20 protein-coding genes are annotated in these 20,295 nt (G+C 73.7%); 11 read left to right on the top strand and 9 right to left on the bottom strand.

From position 1 onward, the window contains the following. Window positions 1-9: 9 nt before the first annotated feature. The 3 genes from guaA to N912_RS0139100 all read left to right on the top strand — a co-directional run bounded on the left by guaA (window position 10) and on the right by N912_RS0139100 (window position 3,120). Window positions 10-1,560: a glutamine-hydrolyzing GMP synthase gene (gene guaA / locus N912_RS0139110; RefSeq protein WP_028926710.1), complete on the top strand. Its 1,551-nt coding sequence runs from the start codon at window positions 10-12 to the stop codon at window positions 1,558-1,560. Next, window positions 1,557-2,447, top strand: coding sequence for a methylenetetrahydrofolate reductase [NAD(P)H] (gene metF / locus N912_RS57435; protein WP_051581423.1), 891 nt, complete (start codon window positions 1,557-1,559; stop codon window positions 2,445-2,447). Before guaA ends, metF begins: the two co-directional genes overlap by 4 nt. A gap of 70 nt (window positions 2,448-2,517) precedes the next feature. Further along, the gene (locus N912_RS0139100; RefSeq protein ID WP_028926709.1) at window positions 2,518-3,120 is read left to right on the top strand and encodes a TetR/AcrR family transcriptional regulator; all 603 of its coding nucleotides are present in this window, start codon (window positions 2,518-2,520) and stop codon (window positions 3,118-3,120) included. Window positions 3,121-3,161: 41 nt separating this feature from the next. Here N912_RS0139100 and N912_RS0139095 read toward each other — a convergent pair whose 3' ends face one another. Together N912_RS0139095 and N912_RS66615 are read right to left on the bottom strand one after the other, a co-directional pair. Beyond that, window positions 3,162-3,413 (bottom strand): hypothetical protein, encoded by a 252-nt coding sequence (locus tag N912_RS0139095; protein ID WP_028926708.1) that lies wholly within the window; start codon window positions 3,411-3,413, stop codon window positions 3,162-3,164. Next, window positions 3,406-4,962, bottom strand: a complete 1,557-nt coding sequence (locus N912_RS66615) for a PspC domain-containing protein (protein WP_169748039.1) — start codon at window positions 4,960-4,962, stop codon at window positions 3,406-3,408. Before N912_RS66615 ends, N912_RS0139095 begins: the two co-directional genes overlap by 8 nt. 144 nt (window positions 4,963-5,106) lie before the next feature. On the opposite strand from N912_RS66615, the gene N912_RS57430 reads away from it, so the two are divergent. The 3 genes from N912_RS57430 (at window position 5,107) to N912_RS0139075 (ending at window position 8,137) form a co-directional block, all read left to right on the top strand. Next, entirely contained in the window at window positions 5,107-6,408 is a 1,302-nt protein-coding gene (locus tag N912_RS57430; RefSeq protein WP_245645762.1) for an ATP-binding protein, read from the top strand. After that, window positions 6,405-7,085, top strand: a complete 681-nt coding sequence (locus N912_RS0139080; RefSeq protein WP_028926706.1) for a response regulator — start codon at window positions 6,405-6,407, stop codon at window positions 7,083-7,085. Before N912_RS57430 ends, N912_RS0139080 begins: the two co-directional genes overlap by 4 nt. A gap of 62 nt (window positions 7,086-7,147) precedes the next feature. Then, window positions 7,148-8,137 carry a zinc-binding dehydrogenase gene (locus N912_RS0139075; RefSeq protein WP_037068937.1) on the top strand — a complete coding sequence of 330 codons (990 nt, stop codon included), beginning with the start codon at window positions 7,148-7,150 and terminating at the stop codon, window positions 8,135-8,137. A gap of 7 nt (window positions 8,138-8,144) precedes the next feature. On the opposite strand, the gene N912_RS0139070 is transcribed toward N912_RS0139075, so the two are convergent. Continuing rightward, the gene (locus N912_RS0139070; RefSeq protein WP_245645748.1) at window positions 8,145-8,594 is read right to left on the bottom strand and encodes a MarR family winged helix-turn-helix transcriptional regulator; all 450 of its coding nucleotides are present in this window, start codon (window positions 8,592-8,594) and stop codon (window positions 8,145-8,147) included. Between the two features lie 91 nt (window positions 8,595-8,685). Here N912_RS0139070 and N912_RS0139065 point away from each other — a divergent pair, with 91 nt between their 5' ends. Then, window positions 8,686-8,958, top strand: coding sequence for a hypothetical protein (locus tag N912_RS0139065; RefSeq protein ID WP_028926703.1), 273 nt, complete (start codon window positions 8,686-8,688; stop codon window positions 8,956-8,958). Between the two features lie 2 nt (window positions 8,959-8,960). On the opposite strand, the gene N912_RS57425 is transcribed toward N912_RS0139065, so the two are convergent. From N912_RS57425 to N912_RS0139045, 4 genes are all read right to left on the bottom strand, one after another. Beyond that, window positions 8,961-10,442: a serine/threonine-protein kinase gene (locus N912_RS57425; RefSeq protein ID WP_211261555.1), complete on the bottom strand. Its 1,482-nt coding sequence runs from the start codon at window positions 10,440-10,442 to the stop codon at window positions 8,961-8,963. A gap of 80 nt (window positions 10,443-10,522) precedes the next feature. Further along, window positions 10,523-11,800 (bottom strand): hypothetical protein, encoded by a 1,278-nt coding sequence (locus tag N912_RS0139055; protein ID WP_028926702.1) that lies wholly within the window; start codon window positions 11,798-11,800, stop codon window positions 10,523-10,525. Window positions 11,801-12,237: 437 nt separating this feature from the next. Beyond that, window positions 12,238-12,558: a hypothetical protein gene (locus tag N912_RS0139050; RefSeq protein ID WP_028926701.1), complete on the bottom strand. Its 321-nt coding sequence runs from the start codon at window positions 12,556-12,558 to the stop codon at window positions 12,238-12,240. Window positions 12,559-12,654: 96 nt separating this feature from the next. Then, a complete protein-coding gene (locus N912_RS0139045; RefSeq protein ID WP_028926700.1) occupies window positions 12,655-12,948 on the bottom strand; it encodes a chorismate mutase in 294 nt (97 codons plus the stop codon). A 252-nt stretch (window positions 12,949-13,200) separates the two neighbouring features. On the opposite strand from N912_RS0139045, the gene pcrA reads away from it, so the two are divergent. Then, complete coding sequence (gene pcrA / locus N912_RS0139040; RefSeq protein WP_028926699.1) at window positions 13,201-15,558, top strand: DNA helicase PcrA; 2,358 nt, start codon at window positions 13,201-13,203, stop codon at window positions 15,556-15,558. Window position 15,559: 1 nt separating this feature from the next. Here pcrA and N912_RS0139035 read toward each other — a convergent pair whose 3' ends face one another. Beyond that, window positions 15,560-16,288 (bottom strand): M23 family metallopeptidase, encoded by a 729-nt coding sequence (locus tag N912_RS0139035; RefSeq protein WP_037068936.1) that lies wholly within the window; start codon window positions 16,286-16,288, stop codon window positions 15,560-15,562. A gap of 357 nt (window positions 16,289-16,645) precedes the next feature. Continuing rightward, on the bottom strand, window positions 16,646-17,557 hold the full coding sequence (locus tag N912_RS57420) for an esterase/lipase family protein (protein WP_064745518.1): 912 nt from the start codon (window positions 17,555-17,557) through the stop codon (window positions 16,646-16,648). Between the two features lie 143 nt (window positions 17,558-17,700). Here N912_RS57420 and N912_RS0139025 point away from each other — a divergent pair, with 143 nt between their 5' ends. From N912_RS0139025 to N912_RS57415, 3 genes are all read left to right on the top strand, one after another. Further along, complete coding sequence (locus N912_RS0139025; protein ID WP_028926697.1) at window positions 17,701-19,524, top strand: hypothetical protein; 1,824 nt, start codon at window positions 17,701-17,703, stop codon at window positions 19,522-19,524. Next, window positions 19,521-19,934, top strand: coding sequence for a coenzyme B12-dependent isobutyryl CoA mutase small subunit (icmB, locus tag N912_RS0139020; protein WP_028926696.1), 414 nt, complete (start codon window positions 19,521-19,523; stop codon window positions 19,932-19,934). Before N912_RS0139025 ends, icmB begins: the two co-directional genes overlap by 4 nt. A 141-nt stretch (window positions 19,935-20,075) precedes the next feature. After that, window positions 20,076-20,295 (top strand): ATP-grasp domain-containing protein (locus N912_RS57415; RefSeq protein ID WP_037068934.1); only part of this gene is annotated, 220 nt, incomplete at its 3' end.

Raw genomic sequence — 20,295 nt, 5'->3', positions numbered from 1 at the left:
CGTGAACAGGTGCGGACGGTTCTCGTTGTCGACTTCGGGGCGCAGTATGCCCAGCTCATCGCCCGCCGGGTGCGGGAGGCCCAGGTGTACTCCGAGATCGTGCCCTCGGACACCCCGGTCGCCGACATCGTGGCGCGCGAGCCGGCGGCGTTGATCCTTTCCGGCGGCCCGGCGAGCGTGTACGCCGAGGGCGCGCCGAAGGTGGACCCCGAGCTGTTCAACGCCGGCATCCCGGTGCTCGGGCTGTGCTACGGCTTCCAGGCGATGGCGCAGGCGCTCGGCGGCGAGGTCGCCCCGGACGGCACCAGGGAGTACGGCCGCGCCGACCTGACGGTGGCCGCCGAGCACGCCGGCGTGCTGCACGGCGGGCTGCCCGGCACCCACCCGGTGTGGATGAGCCATGGCGACTCGGTGGTGCGCGCGCCGGACGGGTTCACCGTGACGGCGTCCTCCCAGCGTGCCGCGGTGGCCGCGTTCGAGGATGTTCAGCGGCGGCTGGCCGGCGTGCAGTACCACCCCGAGGTGGGGCATTCGCCGCACGGGCAGGAGGTGCTGCGCCGGTTCCTGCGCGACATCGCCGGCATCGCGCCGTCCTGGACCACGGCGTCGATCATCAACGACACCGTCGACGCGGTCCGGGCGCAGGTCGGCGACGGGCGGGCGATCTGCGCGCTGTCCGGCGGGGTCGACTCCGCGGTCGCCGCCGCGCTGGTCCAGCGGGCCATCGGAGACAGGCTGACCTGCGTGTTCGTCGACCACGGGCTGCTGCGCTCCGGCGAGCGCGAGCAGGTCGAGCGGGACTTCGTGGCGGCCACCGGGGCGCGGCTGCACACCGTGGACGCGGCGGAGAAGTTCCTGTCCGCGCTGGCCGGCGTCACCGACCCGGAACGGAAACGCAAGATCATCGGACGGGAGTTCATCAGGACGTTCGAGGACGCCACGGCATCGGTGGCCGCCTCACAGGAGAAGGTCAAGTTCCTGGTGCAGGGCACGCTCTATCCGGACGTGGTGGAGTCCGGCGGCGGGTCCGGGACGGCGACGATCAAGAGCCACCACAACGTGGGCGGGCTGCCGGACGACCTGGAGTTCGAGCTGGTCGAGCCGCTGCGGGCGCTGTTCAAGGACGAGGTGCGCCGGGTCGGCGCCGAGCTGGGGCTGCCGGAGACGATCGTCGGCCGCCAGCCGTTCCCAGGGCCGGGGCTGGCCATCCGGATCATCGGCGAGGTCACCGAGGACCGGCTGGCCACGCTGCGCGCCGCCGACGCGATCGCCCGCGAGGAGCTCACCGCGGCCGGCCTGGACCGGGCCATCTGGCAGTGCCCGGTGGTGCTGCTCGCGGACGTGCGCAGCGTGGGCGTGCAGGGCGACGGGCGCAGCTACGGCCACCCGGTGGTGCTGCGGCCGGTCAGCTCGGAGGACGCCATGACCGCGGACTGGACCCGGCTGCCCTACGACGTGACCGAGCGCATCTCCACCCGGATCACCAACGAGGTTGCCGACGTCAACCGCGTGGTCCTGGACGTCACCAGCAAGCCGCCGGGGACGATCGAGTGGGAATGAGACCTCTGGAGGACATCTACGCCGGCCCTCGCCCGGTCGTCTCCATCGAGTTCTGGCCGCCCAAGACCGAGCGCGGCGAGGCGTCGCTGTTCCGCGAGGCGGCGCTGCTGGCCGAGCTGAACCCGGCGTTCTGCTCGATGACCTACGGCGCCGGCGGGTCCACCCGGGAGCGGACCGTGGACCTGGTCGAGGCCGTGCACGGCAAGCTCGGGCTGGACGTCATGTGCCACCTCACGGTGGTCGGCCAGTCGCGGGCCGAGGTGCGGTCGGTGCTGACGCGGCTGCGCGCGGCCGGGGTGCCGAACATCATCGCGCTGGGCGGCGACCCGCCTCCCGGCGAGGACTGGGCGCCGCACCCGGACGGGTTCACGTACGCGAACGAGCTGGTCACCGAGGCACGGGCGGACGGGTTCTCGGTGGCGGTGGCCGGGTTCCCCGAGGTGCACCCGCGCGCGGAGAGCCGCGAGTCCGACCTGCGTTACCTCAAGGCGAAGGTGGACGCCGGCGCCTGCGCGGTGATCACGCAGCTGTTCTACGACAACGCCGACTACTTCAGGTTCGTCGAGGACGCCCGCCGCGCCGGCATCGAGGCACCGATCGTGCCGGGCGTGCTGCCGATCCAGTCCGCCGCGCAGATCCGCCGGTTCACCGCGCTGTGCGGCGCCCGCATCCCGGACCGGCTGGCGCGGGCGCTGGACACGGTGGCCGACGACGACGCGGCGGCCGTGCGGCTGGGCATCGACTACGCCACCGAGCAGGGCGAGGAGCTGCTGCGGTTCGGCGTGCCCGGGTTCCACTTCTACTCGCTGAACAAGTCCCGGTCCGTACTGGAGATCCACCGCCGCCTGTTCGACACGCCCGGCGATACTTCGACGCAACATATTTGATCACTGTCTAGTGATAACTGCGACGGCTGTTACCATCCCGTCCAACGTCTTACGAAGAGTGTGTGGGGGCATGCCCGCGCGAGAGCGACAAGCGCAGTTCGCGCCCGGCGATGAGGCAAGTGGCCGGGAGCGAGTCGAGCATGCGGCCTATCGACTGTTTAGTCGTCGCGGGGTGCGCGGCGTGGGCGTGGACACGGTGATCAGCGAGGCCCGCGTGGCCAAGATGACGCTGTACCGGAACTTCGCGTCCAAGGACGACCTGGTCCTCGCGTTCCTCATGCGCCGGGAGGAGCTGTGGACGCGCGGTTGGCTGTGCGCCGAGTCCACCCGGCGGGGCAGCACGCCCCGGGAGCGGCTGCTGGCCATCTTCGACATCTTCGACGAGTGGTTCCGCGACCCGGAGTTCGAGGGCTGCGCGTTCGTGACCACGATGCTGGAGTTCACCGAGCGGTCCAGCCCGGTGCGCCAGGCCAGCGTGGCGCACCTGGCCGAGGTGCGCGGCTACGTGCGGGGGCTGGCCGCCGAGGCCGGCGTGGCCGACCCGGACGCCTTCTCCCGGCAGTGGCACCTGCTGATGAACGGTTCGATCATCGCGGCGGCGGAGGGCGACGCGGACGCCGCCGTCCGCGCCCGCGACCTCGCCCTGCTGCTGCTGCGCTGCCACGGGATCTAGTGTCGTGTGAACGCGGGTAAGACGACCTCGTTTACTCGGCACTAGCCCCGGCGGCGGGTGCGCTTCGGTGAGCGCACGCTGGCGGCCAGCAGCAGCAGCCCGACCAGCACCGCCCCGGCGGCGAGCAGCCAGCGCACGTCGAACAGCGGCATCGCCGGCATCCAGCCGACCAGGGTCAGGACGGCCGCCGCGATGCAGACCAGCCCCATCATCAGGGTCAGTGCATCGGGCGTGCGCCGCCGCTTGGTGGGCTCGGCGGTTTCGCGTTCGGCCGGGCGGTTCGACTCAGCCACGACGCACCTCCACGGATCCGGTCTGGACCTTGAGGTCCAGTTCGAGCGGGCGTCCGGCGGCCACGCCGTCGGCACCGAGGTCGTCGACCGTCACGTCCTGGGACGGGCCGTCGTTCGTGCCCTCGTTCCCGAGGCAGTCCACGTCGCCGAGGTCCACCTTGCAGCGCACGTGCACGTCCGCGTTGGGCGGCAGCAGCACGACGATCTCGCCGACCTCCAGGTTGACCTTCGTGCGGGCCGGTTCGACGGGCACCTGGACCACGGCTCCTGGGGAGGCCGGGGCGCGCGGGGCCGGCGGGGGCGTCACGATCACCGTCGGCGCCGGTCCGCCGGGCGGGGCCACGATGACCGTCGGGGTCGGTGGCGCGGGTGCGGCCGATCCGGCGGGGGGCGGCGCAGAGGGCGGCGTCGGTGCCGAGGGCACGGTGGGCAGCGCGGGCACGGTGGGCAGCGCGGGCACGGCGGGCACCGCTGGCACCGAGGGTGCCGCCGCGCCGGTGAGGTCGAGCTTGCGCAGGTCGAGGGTGACCTCGCCGATCGTGCGGCCGTAGGTCGGGGCCAGCTGGGCGAGCGTCTTCGGCGCGACCCGCAGGTCACCGGCGCCCTGCCAGCGGGCCTGGATCGGCGACTTGGTGACGCCGTAGCTGAGCAGCAGCAGCGGGATGGCCGCCAGGATCAGCCCGCGCCCGGCGTGGCGCAGCGCGCCGACCAGCAGGCCCAGCCCGACCACCGCGAGCATCACGCCGAGCACCACCCGCATCCCGGCCGGACCCATCAGCGACACCGCGATCGCGGCGGTGATCCCGCCGGCGACCAGCGCCAGGCCGAGCGTGGCCATGGTCAGCTTGGAGCGTCGCCGGGGCGGCGGCTCGTCGTCGGGCGGCGGGCCGGGCTCGGGCAGGTCCCAGGCGAACGGGGCCGCCCCCAGCGGGTCCCAGGCCGGCGGGTTGGGCCGGTCGGGGGTGGTCGCCGGCACGGGGCCGGTCGCCGTGGCTGTGGCTGCCGTGGCGGTGGCGGTGGCGGTGGCGGCCGATGCGGTGGCGGTGGCCGGTTCCTGGCTCGACGGGCTCGACGGGCTCGACGGGCTCGACGTGTCCGGCGAGCTGGCCGCCGCGACATCGACGCTCGCGACCCGCTCGCCCCTGGCCTGGTGGAGCAGGTAGAGCAGCGCGCCGGCCACCCCGAGCCCGACCAGCACGCCCGGGTCGCCGGACATCAGCGAGCCGGCGCCGGCCACGCAGGCCACCACGGCGGCGATCAGCACCACCGGGTGGGCCGAGGAGCCCTTGCCGGCCAGCGGTCCGCGCGGGCGGTCGTTCGGGTCGGGCGGCAGCGCCACCCAGGCGGCCAGGTAGAGCAGGATGCCGACGCCGTAGAACGCGGCCACCACCAGCGCGATCCGGACCAGGACCGGGTCGATGTCGTAGCGGCGGGCGACCGCGGCGGCCACCCCGGCGATCTTCCGGTCGGACTGGCGGCGGGCCGGGCGGGTCTGCCAGATGGCGAGCACGGTGGCGCGTGGCTCGGCGTGTGGCTCAGGCGGGCTCATGCTGTTCACCTTGCGCCGCTCGCCACCCCGCGACATCGGGGGCAAACCCGGACATGCCCCTGATACCGCCGGTCACGGGCCGGACCGGCCCCGGCACGGACATCCGGGTCTTCCCCGATGACCGCGACGCCGCCGCGTGTGACCATGGTCGGCGTGAGTGTTAGCGAGTCGACCCGGATACCACTGCGCCGCCACCGGTCCGGGCGCATGGTCGCGGGCGTGGCCGGTGGGATCGCCGACCACCTCGGCGTGCGGGTGCTCTGGGTACGCACCGGGTTCACCGTACTCGCCGGGCTGTCCGGTGCCGGCGTGCTCGCCTACGGCCTGTGCTGGATGTTCATCGCCCAGGAGGAGGGCGGCCCGGTCCGGGAGGTGTCCGGCAAGGAGCGCCGCCAGGCCCTGGGGCTGTGCGCGCTCGGGCTGGGGGTGGCGATCGCCGCGTCGGCCGCCGGGAACGCGGCGATCGGCTGGGTGGCCGGGCCGCTCGGGGTGGCGGCGGTGGGCGTCGCGCTGGTCTGGCGGGAGGCGGACGAGACGCGCCGGCGGCGCTGGGTGTCGGCGGGGCGCTCCGGCGTGGTCGGCGGCGGCGGGCGCTCGGCGGTGGTCCGGATCTTCACCGGCGGGTTGTTCGTGGCCGGCGGGCTGGTGGTGTTCCTGATCGGCCGGCTGAACCTGGGCCAGCTTCAGTTCGCGCTGTTCGCGGTGCTGGCCACGCTGGTCGGGGTGGCGGTGCTGACCGTGCCGTTCTGGGTGCGGCTGTCCCACGAGCTCGGCGAGGAGCGCCGGGAGCGGATCCGGGGCGCCGAGCGCGCGGAGATCGCCGCGCACCTGCACGACTCGGTGCTGCAGACGCTCGCGCTCATCCAACGCCAGGCCGAGCAGCCGCGCGAGGTCCGACGGCTGGCCCGGGGCCAGGAGCGCGAGCTGCGCACCTGGCTGTACGGGCCGACCGGCTACGGCCACGCCGGCTCGCCCGCGGGCACGCCCGGCACCCCGGTGGCGAGCACCTTGGCCGAGGCGATCACCGCCGCGGCCGCCGAGGTGGAGGACACCTACGCGGTGGCGGTGCGCCCGGTGGTGGTCGGAGACTGTGGGCTGGACGACAAGCTGTCCGCGCTGGTCCAGGCGGCCAGGGAGGCGATGGTGAACTCCGCCAAGCACGCCCAGGTCGGCGAGGTGAGCCTGTACGCCGAGGTGGAGCCGCACGTCGTGCACGTGTTCGTGCGCGACAGGGGCATCGGCTTCGACCCGGACTCGGTGCCGACCGACCGGCACGGGCTGGTCGACTCGGTGCACGGTCGGATGGACCGCCACGGCGGCTCCGCCACGCTGCGCAGCGCGTCCGGCGAGGGCACCGAGGTACACCTGGAGATGCCCAGGGCGGTTGTCGACACCGAGCCGGCGCGGGCCGCCAGCAAGATCAAGAATGTTGAGGGAGCGTCATGACAACGCCAGAGAGCCCCGACGAGACCGGCCGGATCCGGGTGTTCCTCGTCGACGACCACGCGCTGTTCCGCAGCGGCGTGCGCGCCGAGCTGGACACGGTGGCCGATGACGTCGAGGTGGTCGGCGAGGCGGGCTCGGTGGCCGAGGCGGTGGCCGGGGCCAGGCACTACCTGCCGGACGTGGTGCTGCTGGACGTGCACATGCCCGACGGCGGCGGCGCCGAGGTGCTCCGCCAGGTGCGCAAGGACCTGCCGGACATGGTGTTCCTGGCCCTGAGCGTCTCCGACGCGGCGGACGACGTGATCGCCGTGATCCGGGCCGGCGCCCGCGGCTACGTCACCAAGACGATCTCCGGCCGGGAGCTGGCCGACGCGGTGCGCCGGGTCCGCGACGGGGACGCGGTGTTCTCGCCCCGGCTGGCCGGGTTCGTGCTCGACGCGTTCTCCGACCGCCCGGGCGCCGCGCCGCCGGTGGACCCCGAGCTGGACCTGCTCACCCCCCGGGAACGGGACGTGCTGCGCCTGCTCGCCCGCGGCTACGCCTACAAGGAGATCGCCGCCGAGCTGTTCATCTCCATCAAGACGGTGGAGACGCACGTGTCGTCCGTGCTCCGCAAGACCCAGCTCTCCAACCGGCACGAGCTCTCGCGCTGGGCTTCCGACCGAAGGCTCGTCTGACCCAGTTCTGTCGGGGGTCGCGTCCATACTCGCGCGCGCTGGAGCGAGCGAGAGGAGGCGCGATGCCGGAGACGATGAAGGCGGCCGTGGCGCTGCGGCCGGGTCCGCCCGAGGTGCTGTCCGTACGCGAGGTGCCCCGGCCGGAGGTGCGCGACGGGTGGACGCTGGTGCGGGTCAGGGCGTTCGGGCTGAACCGGTCCGAGCTGATGACCAGGCAGGGCCACTCGCCGAACGTCAGGTTCCCCCGGGTGCTCGGCATCGAGTGCGTGGGCGAGGTGGCCGAGTCGTCCGATCCGGCGCTGGCGCCGGGGCAGCGGGTGGCCGCGATCATGGGCGAGATGGGCCGGGAGTTCGACGGCGGGTACGCCGAGTACGCGCTGCTGCCGAACGAGCTGCTGATCCCGGTGACCACGAGCCTGGACTGGGAGACGTTCGCCGCGCTGCCCGAGACGTACCTGACCGCGCTCGGCTCGTTGGGCGCGCTCGGGGTGGACGAGGAGAAGGGCGGGCTGCTGCTGGTCCGGGGCGGTTCGTCGTCGGTCGGGATGGCGGCGCTGTCGCTGGCCAGGGACTGGGGCCTGGAGACGATCGCGACCACCCGCAACCCGGCCAAGGCCAACGGGCTGCGCGAGGCCGGCGCGGACCACGTCGTGATCGACAACGGTGACCTGGCCGACCCCGTGTGGGCGGTCGGCGCCGGCTGGCCGACGTACATCCTGGACCTGGTCGGGGCGAACACCGTGGTCGACTCGCTGCGGCTGGCCACCACCGGCGGCACCGTCTGCGTCACCGGGATGCTCAGCAATATCTGGGTGGTGCCGAACTTCGAGCCGGTGGCGATGATCCCGTCCGGCACCAAGCTCACCACGTACCACAGCGCCGACCTCACCGGCCGCGCCGCGGCACGGGCGCTGGAGGACGTCGCGCACGCGGTGGACACCGGCCGCTACCGGGCGAACGTGGACCGGGTGTTCCGGCTGGACGAGATCGTCGCCGCGCACCGCTACATGGAGAACGACAGGGCGACCGGCAAGATCGTCGTGACCACGTAGTCGCCGGTCAGCCGGCGTGGTGGCGCTGCTCCAGCGCCGTGACGAACCGCTCCAGCCCGGCGACGAACCGCTCGGCCTCCGGCTCGCCCCAGTCCGCGAGGACGTCCTCGAACAGCGCGGCGAGGGCGCGCCGGGCCGCCGCCACCGCCGCCTCGCCGCGCGCGGTCAGCTCCAGCGTGGTGGCCCTGCCGTCGCGCGCGTCGGGCACCCGGCGCAGCAGGCCCGCCGCCTCCAGCCGGCTGGCGTAGCGGGTGGTGGCGGTGCGGTCCAGCCCGATGGCCGCGGCCAGGCGGGTGGCGCTGGCCGGACCGACCCGAGCCAGCCCGGACAGCACCGGGTACGTGGTCGCATCCACCCCGTTGACGCCGTCGACCAGCCGCTCGTAGAGGTACGTCCGGTTACTCCGTACCAGAAACCGCCCGATCACGGCCTGCGCGCGCATCCCCAGCGAGCTCACCCGCGTCATATTACGTGACGCTTGCACGCATTTCGGCGTACCCTGGCCATATGCGTGCAAGTAGCACGCATATGCACCCGAGGAGGTTCCCATGAACGACTCACCAGGCGTCCGCCCCGAAGACGTCCTGCCCGACGAGGCGAACACCGTGACGATCGACGACCTGACCGTCCGCAAAGGCTCGGTCGCCGCCTTCGTCGCCAACGTCAAGCTGCTGGAGACGCTGCCCCCGGACTCGCCCGACCGGCCCGCGATCGAGGCCCGGATGCGCGCCCTCACGCCGGCGCTGCGCGCGGTCGGCGTGCTCGACGTGTTCGCGCCGAGGTCCGCCTCGGTCGCGGCCATCCTCGGCGAGGCGGGGTAGGGTCAGCCGTTGCCGACGCTGTCGATGAGCAGCTCGCCGTTGGGGCCGGTGACCAGGATCAGCCGCTGCGTCATCGTCTTGCTCTGGCCGTTCTCGGTCTGCATCCGCAGCTGAGCGCGGACCGTGCGGTCCGGCGCGGACACCGTGGTGCCGAGCAGGCGGACCCACTTGACCGGCCGCCAGAAGCCGTTGAACCCGGCCGAGCCGCCCAGCTCCTCGTGCGCCTTGGGGGTGAGCTTGGCCCAGGCGGCGGACGGGTTGGTGGGCAGCAGCTGGTAGTAGTCGCGCACCGCCGTGGTGAGGTCGACCTCGCTGACCGGCTTGGCGACCGCGGCGCTGGCGGCGGTGTTGGCCGGCTCCGGGGGCGGGCGCCGGTCGCCGAGCACTATCGAGGTGGCCACCACCGCGGTGAGCACGGCGGCCGTGGCAAGCCCGCCGACCAGCCAGCGCCGGCCCTTGGAGGACTTGGGCGCGGCGCGGTGGTGTGTCGCTCCCGGCGGCGGGGGCAGCACCCCGGACACGGGCGGGACCTTGGGGATGGAGCGCGTGCTGTCCGGCTCGGAGTCGCCGGGCGCGCCGGGGATCGGCACCGGCCGGGTGGCCAGCGCGGCGCGCTCGGACGGCCTCGGCGGCGCGACCTCGCGGGTGGGGCCGGTGCCCCCGACGTCGAGCAGGCCGGTCTCCAGCATGCCCCTGGCGTCGCCGGCGGAGGGCCGCCGGTCGGGGTCCGGGTCGAGCAGCCGGGTCAGCACCGGGGCGAGCCGGCCGGCGCGCTGCGGCGGGACGATGGCGCCGGACGCGATCACTTCCATCTGGGCCAGCGCGTTGCCGCTCAGGTCGAACGGCGGGCGGCCCTCCACGGCGCTGTAGAGCGTGGCGCCCAGGGAGAACATGTCGGCGGCCGGGGTGGGGCGCCCGCCCCTGGCCACCTCGGGCGCGGAGTACTCGGGGGTGCCGGTGAGCACGCCGGTCTGGGTGACGGTGACGTCGCCGGACGCCCTGGCGATGCCGAAGTCGGCCAGCTTGGCCGCGCCGTCCGCGCAGAGCAGCACGTTGCCCGGCTTGACGTCACGGTGCACGATGCCGACCTTGTGCGCGGCCTCCAGCGCGTCGGCCAACTGGGCGCCGATGCGTGCCACCGCGCGGTCGGTGAGCGGGCCGTCCAGGGTGATCACGCTGGCCAGGCTGCGTGCCCGCAGGTACTCCATGACCAGCCACGGCTCGCCGTCCTGCATGGTCACGTCGTAGACGGCCACCGCGTGCGGGTGCTGCAGGCGGGCCGCGATCCGGCCCTCGCGCAGGATGCGCTGCCGGGCCTCGGACGCCTGCCGGGGGTCGAGCCCGCGTTCCAGCACGACCTGTTTGAGCGCGACCTGGCGGTTGAGCCGTTGGTCAGTGCCCAACCAGACGGCACCCATCGCGCCCACCCCGATCTGGGCGAGCAGTCGGTACCGATCGGCGACGAGCAGGCCGGCATGGGCCAACGGCACAGTGGCCGAAGGCCAGCAAGGCCAGTCCGCGTCAGCCATACCAGGTTTGCTCCCTCGCGGCAGTCTAGGCCGGCTTAGTCGCCGCCGAGCAATGAGCCAACCAAACCGCCCGAATCTCCGCCACCCCGGGATCCCCCACGCGAGTTGGAGTGGCCCGAGTCACCGGACCGTCCGGAGGACTTGCCCGACCGCTCTGACCTGCTCGATCGGCCCTCTCCGTCGGAGTCGTCCGAGCCCGAGGACCGCTCCGACCTGCTCGAGGATTTCCGGGACGAGCGGCCGGAGTCCGAGCCGCCGCCGAGCAGCGAACCCACCGAACCGGTGACCGAACGCACCGCGTCACCACCGTTGCCACCGTCGCCGGCGGCGTCGCGGTGGCTGATCGGCTCGGTCAGGCTGCTCAGCGCGGACCCGGAGCGGCCGGAGGAGCGGGACGACTTCTTCTCGGCGGACCCGCCGGACTTCCCGGACCCGGTGACCGACTTGGCGCCGCCGGTCACCGCGCCGAGGCCGGACTTCGAGCCACCGACCAGCGCGCCGGTCAGGCCGCCGACCGTGTTGTCCACCGTCTTGGCGAGGGTCTTGGTGGTGCCCGACACGGTGCCGCCGAGGCCCTGCGCCACCGGGCCCACCACCGGCACCGGCAGCGCGCGACCGACCGAGCTCACCGTGGAGCCGAGCGCGCCGCCGGTACCGCCGACGACGCCGGAGACCGTGTGCACGCCCGTGTTCGCCACCGAGCCGACGGTGCCGACCGTGCCGTCCACCGTGCGGCCCAGGGTGGCCGTGGTGTTCGTGACCGTGTTGCCGAGGCCGGTGACCGGCCCGCCGACCGGGCCGAGCGCGCCGCCCAGCGAGCTGACCGTGCCACCGACGGCGCCGCCGCCACCGCCGACGAGCCCACCGACCGCGCCACCGACCACCCCGCCGGAGCCGCCGCTGCCGCCGGAGGACGGCGCGGACCGCTGGGCCGGGATCACGACAGGCGCCGCGCCGGCGGGGCCGGGGGTGGCCGCCGCGACGGCCTGGCCGGCGGGTGCGGACGCCGGCGGCTGCAGCGGCGTGAGCAGCGGATCGGCCGCGAGGTTGGCCGGGCTGGGGAACGCCACCGGGGCGACCGGGACCGGCGCGGCGGCCAGCGCGTCCGGGGCGCCGCTGACGGCCGCCCCCTCCGGTGCCCCGGCGCCGGGCGTGCCCCGCTCGGGGAAGCCGCCGTCCAGCGCGCCGGAGCCGGTCGGGCCGGGGACGGTGTTGCCGAGCAGCGCCGCCGCGCCGGCCAGTGAGCCGACGGCGATCACCGCGCCGGCCGCGTTGGCCAGCTTGCGGCGCGGGGCGGAAGACAGCCCTGGCAACGTCCGGCCGGTTCGGGGGTCGACCGGACGATCCAGGGTGTGCGGTGCGTGACCTTCTCGACGCATCAAGGTGCTGACGGATACCGCTGTGCGGATGCCGGTACGGATGCCGGGGGTGCGTCCGTCGGAAGCGCCGGTGGATCTGGACCGCCGACCGAGTAGGTCGGCAACTGTGATCACAGATCTCATGGGCTGACCACCGCGCTGGGGAGCGAAGTCTGCCACGATCGTGAGTCCTCCTGGGGGAGCTGCGGTCCCCCAGTGTTTACCGGATCGTGACCGGGCTGGCCAAGTGCTACTCAACCGTTCGTCGTCACTCACTGGAGTGGACTAATGCCCGCTCACAGATGATTACCTACCGCTCATCCCGCGACACGTCTCGCCGAACGGCAGGCCCGACCCGGTGAGAAGCGTGCTTCGCGCTGCTATACCGAAGGTCAGGAGCTGCCGCGGAACCGCTCGCGGGTCGAGTTCAGCGCCCGGTACCCGGCCAGCCCGCTGCCGCCGGCGAGCAGCAGCCCGAACACGTCGCCGACCGGACCGCTGCCGAGCACGATCAGCAGCCCGAGCAACCCGACCACCGCGAGCCCGCCGGCCAGCGCCCGCTGGCCCTTGACGTACTCCATCGTCGACTCGCCCGACAGCCCGCGCTTTTTCGCCGCCGAGGACAACATGGCCAGGTAACCGGCGTTGCCCAGGGTCACCAGGAACCCCACCAACGCCACCACCAACGCGACCACTCCGACAACCGCACCCATGACCCCAGAGTGCCACACGTCACCCCGCCCGCGCCGCCCTCGAACCACCGCCCGCGAGTCGGGATTTTCGTCAGGGCGAGTCGGGATTTTTGTCAGTCAGGCGTGCCCGAGGCGGCCTCGGCCCAGGCGCAGCAGCAGCATGGCCAGCTCGCGCCCCTCCGGCCCCAGCTCGCGGAACCGCGCCAGCACCGCGTGCTCCCGGCTGAGCACGATGCGCGGGCCGCCCTCGGCGCGGCGGATCGCCCCGATCTGGCGGGACACCTCGGTGCGGCGCAGGATCAGCCGCAGGATGTCGCTGTCCAGCTGGTCGATCTCCACGCGCAGCGCGTCGATGTCCGAGTCCGACAGCGCGGCGGCGTCGGTCGCCTCCGGTGTTTCGGGGGTGGTCACGGTTCCTCCAGGTCGGTCTGTGCCCGGTGCGCGGACCCGTGACGCGAAAACGCCCCGGGTCCGTGGACTCCGGGGCGGCGTGGGGCTGCGGTCAGGCGGCGTGCTCCACGGGCACCGGGGTCCGGTACCCGTAGGTAAACTCGCGCACGCGCGCCGACATGTTCTCGATTCTGCCACAGCCGGATCCGGACCGGCACGCCGTCGAGGTCCGACGGTAGATCGTGGGCGCCGGCCGGTACCGTGACAGGCACGATGAGCGCGCTGTTCGAACTGCCGACCCAGACCCCCTCTCGGCCGCCGAAACGGGATCCCGACGAGCTGCTGCGCGGGCTCAACCCCCGGCAGCGCGAGGCCGTGGTGCACGCCGGGTCTCCGCTGCTCATCGTGGCCGGCGCCGGCTCGGGCAAGACCCGTGTGCTGACCAACCGGATCGCCTACCTGCTGGCCGCGCGCGACGTCCACCCCGGCCAGATCATGGCGATCACGTTCACCAACAAGGCGGCCAAGGAGATGGCCGAGCGGGTCGCCTCGCTGGTGGGCCGGCGCAGCAACGCGATGTGGGTGTCGACGTTCCACTCCATGTGCGTGCGGGTGCTGCGCCGCGAGGCCAAGACGCTCGACATGGGCTCCAGCTTCTCCATCTACGACGCCGACGACTCCCGGCGGCTGATCACCCAGGTGGCCCGCGACCTGGACCTGGACGTCAAGCGGTACCCGGCGCGCGGGCTGGCGGCGCAGATCTCCAACCTGAAGAACGAGCTGCTGGACGCCTCGGACGCCGCCGACAAGGCGGGGAACGACTACGAGCGGCGGGTGGCCGAGGTCTATGGCGTGTACCAGCGCCGGCTCAAGCAGGCCAACGCGCTGGACTTCGACGACCTGATCATGACCACGGTGAGCATGCTGCAGGCGTTCCCGGACGTCGCGGAGTACTACCACCGGCGGTTCCGGCACGTGCTGGTCGACGAGTACCAGGACACCAACCACGCCCAGTACATGCTGATCCGCGAGCTGGTCGGGCACTCCGAGCGGGAGAAGGACGAGCACAAGCTGGAGCCCGCCGAGCTGTGCGTGGTGGGCGACGCGGACCAGTCCATCTACGCGTTCCGGGGCGCCAGCATCCGCAACATCATCGAGTTCGAGCGGGACTACCCGGACGCGCGCACCATCCTGCTGGAGCAGAACTACCGCTCCACCCAGACCATCCTGTCCGCCGCGAACGCGGTGATCGCCCGCAACACCGACCGCCGGGACAAGCGGCTCTGGTCCGACGCCGGGGACGGCGAGAAGATCGTCGGCTACGTGGCGGACAACGAGCACGACGAGGCCGCGTTCGTGGCCGCCGAGATCGACAGGCTGTCCGACGCGGGAACCGCGAAGAACTCCGACATCGCGGTGTTCTACCGGACGAACTCCCAGTCGCGGGTGTTCGAGGACGTGTTCCTGCGGGTCGGGCTGCCGTACCGGGTGGTAGGCGGGGTGCGGTTCTACGAGCGGCGGGAGATCCGCGACGCGCTGGCGTACCTGCGGGTGCTGTCCAACCCGGAGGACACCGTCAGCCTGCGCCGGATCCTGAACGTGCCGCGCCGGGGCATCGGCGACCGCGCCGAGGAGGCCGTGGCGCTGCACGCCGAGCGCCACCGCATCTCGTTCGCCACCGCGCTGCGCCGCGCCGCCGAGGGCGAGGTGAACACCCTCGCGACCCGATCGCAGCGGGCCATCCAGGGGTTCGTGGACCTGCTCGACGAGCTGCGCGAGCGGGTGGTGGACGGCGAGCCGGTGGCCGACCTGCTGGAGTCCGTGCTCGCGCGCACCGGTTACGCCGCCGAGCTGGAGGAGAGCGAGGACCCGCAGGACGAGTCCCGCCGGGAGAACCTGTCCGAGCTGGTCACGGTCGCGCGCGAGTTCGCGGGCGACGCGGCGGCCGACCCGGACGCGGTGGAGGCCGCCCGCGAGCAGGGGCTGGCGATCCCCGGTTCGCTGGCCGCGTTCCTGGAGCGGGTGGCGCTGGTCGCGGACGCCGACTCCATCCCGGACGGCGGGGACGGCGTGGTCACGCTGATGACCCTGCACACCGCGAAGGGGCTGGAGTTCCCGGTGGTGTTCTGCACCGGCTGGGAGGACGGCGTGTTCCCGCACCAGCGCGCGCTGGGCGACCCGAAGGAGCTGGCCGAGGAACGGCGGCTGGCCTACGTGGGCATCACCAGGGCGCGCGAGCGGCTGTACCTGTCCCGGGCGCTGATGCGCTCGGCGTTCGGCACGCCGTCGGCGAACCCGGAGTCGCGGTTCCTCACCGAGATCCCGGCCGAGCTGCTGGACTGGCGGCGCGCGGCGCCGGAGCGGTCGGCGCCGGTGGGCATGGTCGGGTTCGGCCGGCGCGGCATGGGACGCGGCGGCTCGGACCGGGGCAGCTGGCGCCCCGGCGCGGCCCCGTCGGCGCCGGCGATCTCGCTCGCGGTCGGCGACCGGGTCAGCCACGACAAGTACGGGCTGGGCACCGTGGTCGCGACCGAGGGCGTCGGCCCGCGCGCGAACGCCACCATCGACTTCGGCAGCTCGGGGACCGTGCGGCTGATGCTGATCGGCGGCGTGCCGCTGCAGAAGCTCTAGCTCAGTCGGAGCTGGAAGAGCCGGTCACGCGGATGCCCCGGGTGGCCAGCCAGCCCACGGGGTTGATCTTCTTGCCGCCCGGGTCCCAGATCTCCAGGTGCAGGTGCGGGCCGGTGGACTCACCCCGGTTGCCCATCTCGGCGATCTTCTCGCCGGCCGCCACGTGCTGGCCGACGCGCACCACCGAGCGGTTGATGTGCCCGTACACGCTGATGTACCCGCTCGGGTGCAGCACCCGCACCCACAGCCCGAACCCGGAGGCCGGCCCCGAGTCGATCACGACCCCGTCGGTGACCGCGTAGATCGGCGTGCCGATCTTGTTCGCCAGGTCGATGCCGTGGTGCACGGTGCCCCAGCGCGAACCGAACCCCGAGGTGAACGTCCCCACGCACGGCTTGACGAACTGCACCCCGTCGAACACCGACGCCGCCGGCGCCCCGCCGGCCAGCGCGGACTTGACCCGCAGCGCGTTGCTGGCCAGCTCCTCGCCGACCTTGACCGCCTTGGTCAGGCTCTCCACGTCCGCCACGTCGATGTTGTGGTCCAGCGCCGCCAGGTCGGGGGCGGACCGGGTGAAGTGCTTGGCGTCGTCCGGGACGCTGGTGCCGCCGGGGCGGCGGTGCGTGTCGGAGGGGGAGCTGCCCTGGATCAGCGCGCCGGCCGCCGTCTTGGCCACGCCCCGGTACTCGCCGTCGGGCTCCCAGTCGATCATGCTGTGGGCGGCCGCCATCGTCGCCCCGGTGGCGACCGCCGCTATTGCGACGCGGCCATGCCACGGCGAACTGGGCGCCGGAGTCCGGTGCTGTCCCCGGCGATGACGCGGAACGTGTCGCACGTCCTGCGTGCCGGGGGCCGGCTCGGCGCCGCGTGGGGAGCGGTCAAACGCCAAGTCTTGCCTGTTTCCTCATCTCAGGACAGGCGCGGGCGGCCTGGCTGGGGAACCGATCGAGCCGTCGGGGGCCGACTCGAACGCCGCCTTCGTAACCTGTCTGTGATACGGACCGTCGGACGGTAGCCCGATCCCGACGGATCACGCAAATCTACCCCGGCGTGTCGATGCCGCTCGGGGGGCCGCCCGGGGCGGTGGTCAGCGCGCCGGGCCGGTGCCGCCGCACCCGATCATCGGGCCGCGCCGGGCACGGTGGCCTCGGCGAATCGCTCGCGGCCCGTCCAGCCTGGTCAGCGAGGCGGCCACCCAGCGAACCACCGTCGGGTGAACCGACAGCGAGTGGTGCCCGACGTCGGCCAGCTCGAGGGTGTCGACATCCAGGTCCGGATGCTCCAGCCGGGCGTTGCGCCGCGGCACCACGAGCTGGTCCATCCGGCTCCAGACCACCAGGAACCGGGTCCGGCAGCGCGGCGCCGGCCCGGCGAGCTCGGTGAGCAGGTCGGAGCCGGGCTGCAGCTGGCGGGCCAGCGGGGTGGGCAGCAGGTAGGCCGCGACCGAGCCGCCGTGCGGGCTGCCCACCGTGACCAGGGTGTGCACCGCCTCGTCGCCGCCGAGCCGCTGCACGTAGTAGCGCGCGACCAGCCCGCCCAGCGAGTGGCCGACCACGTGCACCCGGTCCGCGCCGGTCCGCTCGCGCAGCCGCTCGACGTGCTCGGCCAGCTCGGCGGCGGCCGCGCGGACGTCCCCGGTGAGCGCGGTGCGCACGCTGAAGCTCATGCCGTGCACCACCCCGAACCCGCGCCCGCGCAGCGCCGCCCGGAACGCGGTGAACACCGAGCGGTTGTCCATCAAGCCGTGCACCAGCAGCACCGGCGTGCCTTCGGCCCTCAGGTCGGAGAGCAGGACGCTGCGTTCGGTGAGGCCGAGGGCGTCGGTGCGGTTGTGCGGGCCGGCCGGGCGGATCTGCTCGCGCAGCAGCTCCCAGGGGTAGCTGGCCACGTGCGCGGCGGACCGGGCGGTCTCCGCCGCGACACCGCGCAGGGCGTGCCCGGCGGCGCTGGCGAGCGAGCCCAGCGAACCGAGCGCGCCCTCGGCCGAGGAGCCAGACATGTATGCGACGGTACGTCAAGACCGGATTCAGGACACTCTGAGAGTGTTTTTCAGGCGCCGGCGTGTGCTCTTTCGGGCCGCGGCGGCGACCGGCCGGCCGGGATGATCGGGCGTTATAGCGAACTGGGGTTACCGTCCGCGGCATGCGGTCGAGGCTGCCGGCTGGCGTTCTCACTCCGCTCACGGTCGGCCTGACCTCGGCGGGGGCGCTGCTGCTCGCCGCCGCGCCCCGGTTCCCGGGGTCGCAGGTGTGGCCGCTGCTCGCGGTGCTCGCCTCGGTGTCGGCGGTGGTGACCGTGTTGTTGCTGGTGGCCGGCCAGCGGACGGCGGCGTTGGGAACGGCGGCGGCGACCGGCGTGATCGCGGCCGGCCGCGCGCTGCTGGACGGGCAGCTGCTGGTGGCGCCGGCCACGGCGGTCCGGCCGGAGCTCGCGCCGTTCGCCGGCGGCGCGCCGGGGGCCTGGTTGTTGCTCGCCGGGGAGCTGCTGACCGCGCTGGGTGGGCTGGCGGCGTTCACGGCGTTGGAGCGCAGCGGCGCGTTGGCGGCCGGTGGCGCGCTGGCGACGTCGTCGGCCAGCCCGGCGGGGACGGTGCCTCGCGCGGTGGGTTGCGCCGCGCTGGCCGGGGTCGGGCTGCTGCTCGTGCCGTTCGCCACCGACGGCCCCGGCGGGCCGCCGCGCGCGACGCTGGCCCTGCCGGGATGGCCGACGCTCGGCGGGCTGGCGCTGGTCGGGGCGGTGGTGCTCGCGGCGGTGCTGGCCGGCGCGGCGGTCGACGTGAGGGTGGTGGTCGGCGGGCTGGTCGGCGCGGCGTGCGGGGTGCTCGCGGTGGTCCTGCCCCGGGTGGCGGTGGCGGAGCTGACCGGGACGCATCTGGTCGAGTTCGGGCTGGTGCTCGCGCTGGCTGGTGGGTTCGGGCTGCTCGGGCTGGCGGCCTGGGTGGGGCAGGCGCGCCGCGGACGGGGCGTTTCGGTGCCGTCCGTTCGGGTTGCGGGGGGTTCTTTGCGGGCGGTCCGGGAGCCCGCGGTGCCGATACTGGCGCCGATCTCCCGGCCGGTGCCGGACCCGGTCCTGGACGGGGCGCTGCTCGCGGCCCGCTGCCGGCTGCTCGGCGGCCGGCTCGGCGTGCTGGCGGGGGTGTGCGCGGTCGCGGCGGCGCTGACCGACCCGCTGTCGCTGGCCGCCGACCTGCCGCGAGCGGAGCTGCCGACGCTGCGGGTGATGTTCGCGGTGGGCGCGGCGCTGGTGCCGCTCGGGCTGGCCACCGTGTCCCGCTCGCTCGGGCCGTCCGCCCGGCCGACGCTGGCGGTGGCGCTGGTGGCGGTGCCGATGGCCGCCGGCGAGCCGCTGAGCGACCTGCTCGAGGTGCTCGGGCTGGACGGGGTGCGGGCCGGGCCGGGGCTGTGGCTGCTGATCGGCTCGGTCGCCGCCGCGCTGGCCGGCGCGTGCGCGCTGGTGCTGGGCGGCGGGTTCGACCGGGAGGACGTGGACCTGTCCGGTGACCGGTTCGACCTGCTCACCGCCTCGGCGGCGTCGGCGGCCGCGCTGGTCGCGGTGCCGGCGTTCTGGCTGCCGCTGATCAACGGCGCGGGGTGGGGCGTGACGGGGGTGTTGCAGCCGCCGTTCGGGCTGGCGTCCTGGGGGCTGCTGGCGGCGTTCGCGGTCAGCGTCGGGGCGCTGCTGATCGGGCCGAGGTGCCGGCCGGACCGGGCCGCCTCGCTGCTGGTCGGGGTGGCCGTGGTGCTGGTCGTCCGGATGGTTCGGTTGATCTCGGTCCCCGACGAGCTGCCCCGGACCGGGCTGGGGGAGGGGGCGTGGGCGACCGGGCTGTGCATCCTTCTCGTGCTGGGCACCGGCGTGATAGCGCTGCGCATCGGGCCGTGGTGGGTCTTAAGCTCGGTAGGCGGTGGGGCCGGTGGAAGAACCGGTCGCGGCGGTGCCCGCGAATGGGAGAAGGTGGAACCATGACCGAGCGAATTCGTGTGGTGGTGGCCAAGCCGGGCCTGGACGGGCATGACCGGGGCGCCAAGGTGGTCGCCCGCGCGCTGCGCGACGCCGGCATGGAGGTCATCTACACCGGGCTGCACCAGACGCCCGAGCAGATCGTGGAGACCGCGCTGCAGGAGGACGCCGACATGGTGGGCCTCTCGGTGCTCTCCGGCGCGCACATGACGCTGTTCCCCCGGGTGGTGGAGCTGCTCAAGGAGCGCGACGCCGACGACGTCCTGGTGTTCGGCGGCGGCATCGTCCCGGAGGAGGACATCGCCAAGCTGACCGAGCTGGGCGTGGCCAAGGTGTTCACCCCCGGGGCGACCACTACCGAGATCGTCGACTGGGTGCGCGCGAACGCCCCCAACCCCGAACCCGCCGACGCCTGATCACGACGTGAGGGGTCTCACCAGGGCGCGACGTCCGTCACACGGTTGACGTCGATAGGGTCGTCGCAGCTCATGAGGTGAGTCGACTCGCCGGCTCGACGACGAGGCGATCCGTGACAGACATCGGGACAGGAGGGGCGAGTGGACCTGTACGAGTACCAGGCGAAAGAGTTGTTTGGCCGGCATGGGGTTCCGGTGTTGCCGGGGCGGACGGTGGATTCGGCGGCCGGGGCTGGTGAGGCGGCGGCTGAGTTGGGTTCGGCTGTGGTGGTCAAGGCGCAGGTGAAGACGGGTGGGCGGGGTAAGGCTGGTGGGGTGAAGCTCGCCAGCACTCCGGAGGAGGCCCGTGAGAAGGCGTCGG

The organism is Actinospineispora acaciae DSM 45401, from assembly GCF_000620785.1.
GTDB lineage: Bacteria > Actinomycetota > Actinomycetes > Mycobacteriales > Pseudonocardiaceae > Pseudonocardia > Pseudonocardia acaciae.
The sequence above is the reverse complement of the archived record's forward strand: the minus strand, read 5'-3'. Positions and strand labels throughout refer to the sequence as shown.

Bases quoted from the DNA above. Each gene is read 5' to 3' on its own strand.
- pcrA (WP_028926699.1), top strand. From the start codon at position 13,201: ATGAGCGCGCTGTTCGAACTGCCGACCCAGACCCCCTCTCGGCCGCCG.
- N912_RS0139080 (WP_028926706.1), top strand. From the start codon at position 6,405: ATGACAACGCCAGAGAGCCCCGACGAGACCGGCCGGATCCGGGTGTTC.
- icmB (WP_028926696.1), top strand. From the start codon at position 19,521: ATGACCGAGCGAATTCGTGTGGTGGTGGCCAAGCCGGGCCTGGACGGG.
- metF (WP_051581423.1), top strand. From the start codon at position 1,557: ATGAGACCTCTGGAGGACATCTACGCCGGCCCTCGCCCGGTCGTCTCC.
- N912_RS0139075 (WP_037068937.1), top strand. From the start codon at position 7,148: ATGCCGGAGACGATGAAGGCGGCCGTGGCGCTGCGGCCGGGTCCGCCC.
- N912_RS0139050 (WP_028926701.1), bottom strand. From the start codon at position 12,558: ATGGGTGCGGTTGTCGGAGTGGTCGCGTTGGTGGTGGCGTTGGTGGGG.
- N912_RS0139065 (WP_028926703.1), top strand. From the start codon at position 8,686: ATGAACGACTCACCAGGCGTCCGCCCCGAAGACGTCCTGCCCGACGAG.
- N912_RS0139025 (WP_028926697.1), top strand. From the start codon at position 17,701: ATGCGGTCGAGGCTGCCGGCTGGCGTTCTCACTCCGCTCACGGTCGGC.
- N912_RS66615 (WP_169748039.1), bottom strand. From the start codon at position 4,962: ATGAGCCCGCCTGAGCCACACGCCGAGCCACGCGCCACCGTGCTCGCC.
- N912_RS0139100 (WP_028926709.1), top strand. From the start codon at position 2,518: ATGCCCGCGCGAGAGCGACAAGCGCAGTTCGCGCCCGGCGATGAGGCA.
- N912_RS57430 (WP_245645762.1), top strand. From the start codon at position 5,107: ATGGTCGGCGTGAGTGTTAGCGAGTCGACCCGGATACCACTGCGCCGC.
- N912_RS0139035 (WP_037068936.1), bottom strand. From the start codon at position 16,288: ATGGCGGCCGCCCACAGCATGATCGACTGGGAGCCCGACGGCGAGTAC.
- N912_RS57420 (WP_064745518.1), bottom strand. From the start codon at position 17,557: ATGTCTGGCTCCTCGGCCGAGGGCGCGCTCGGTTCGCTGGGCTCGCTC.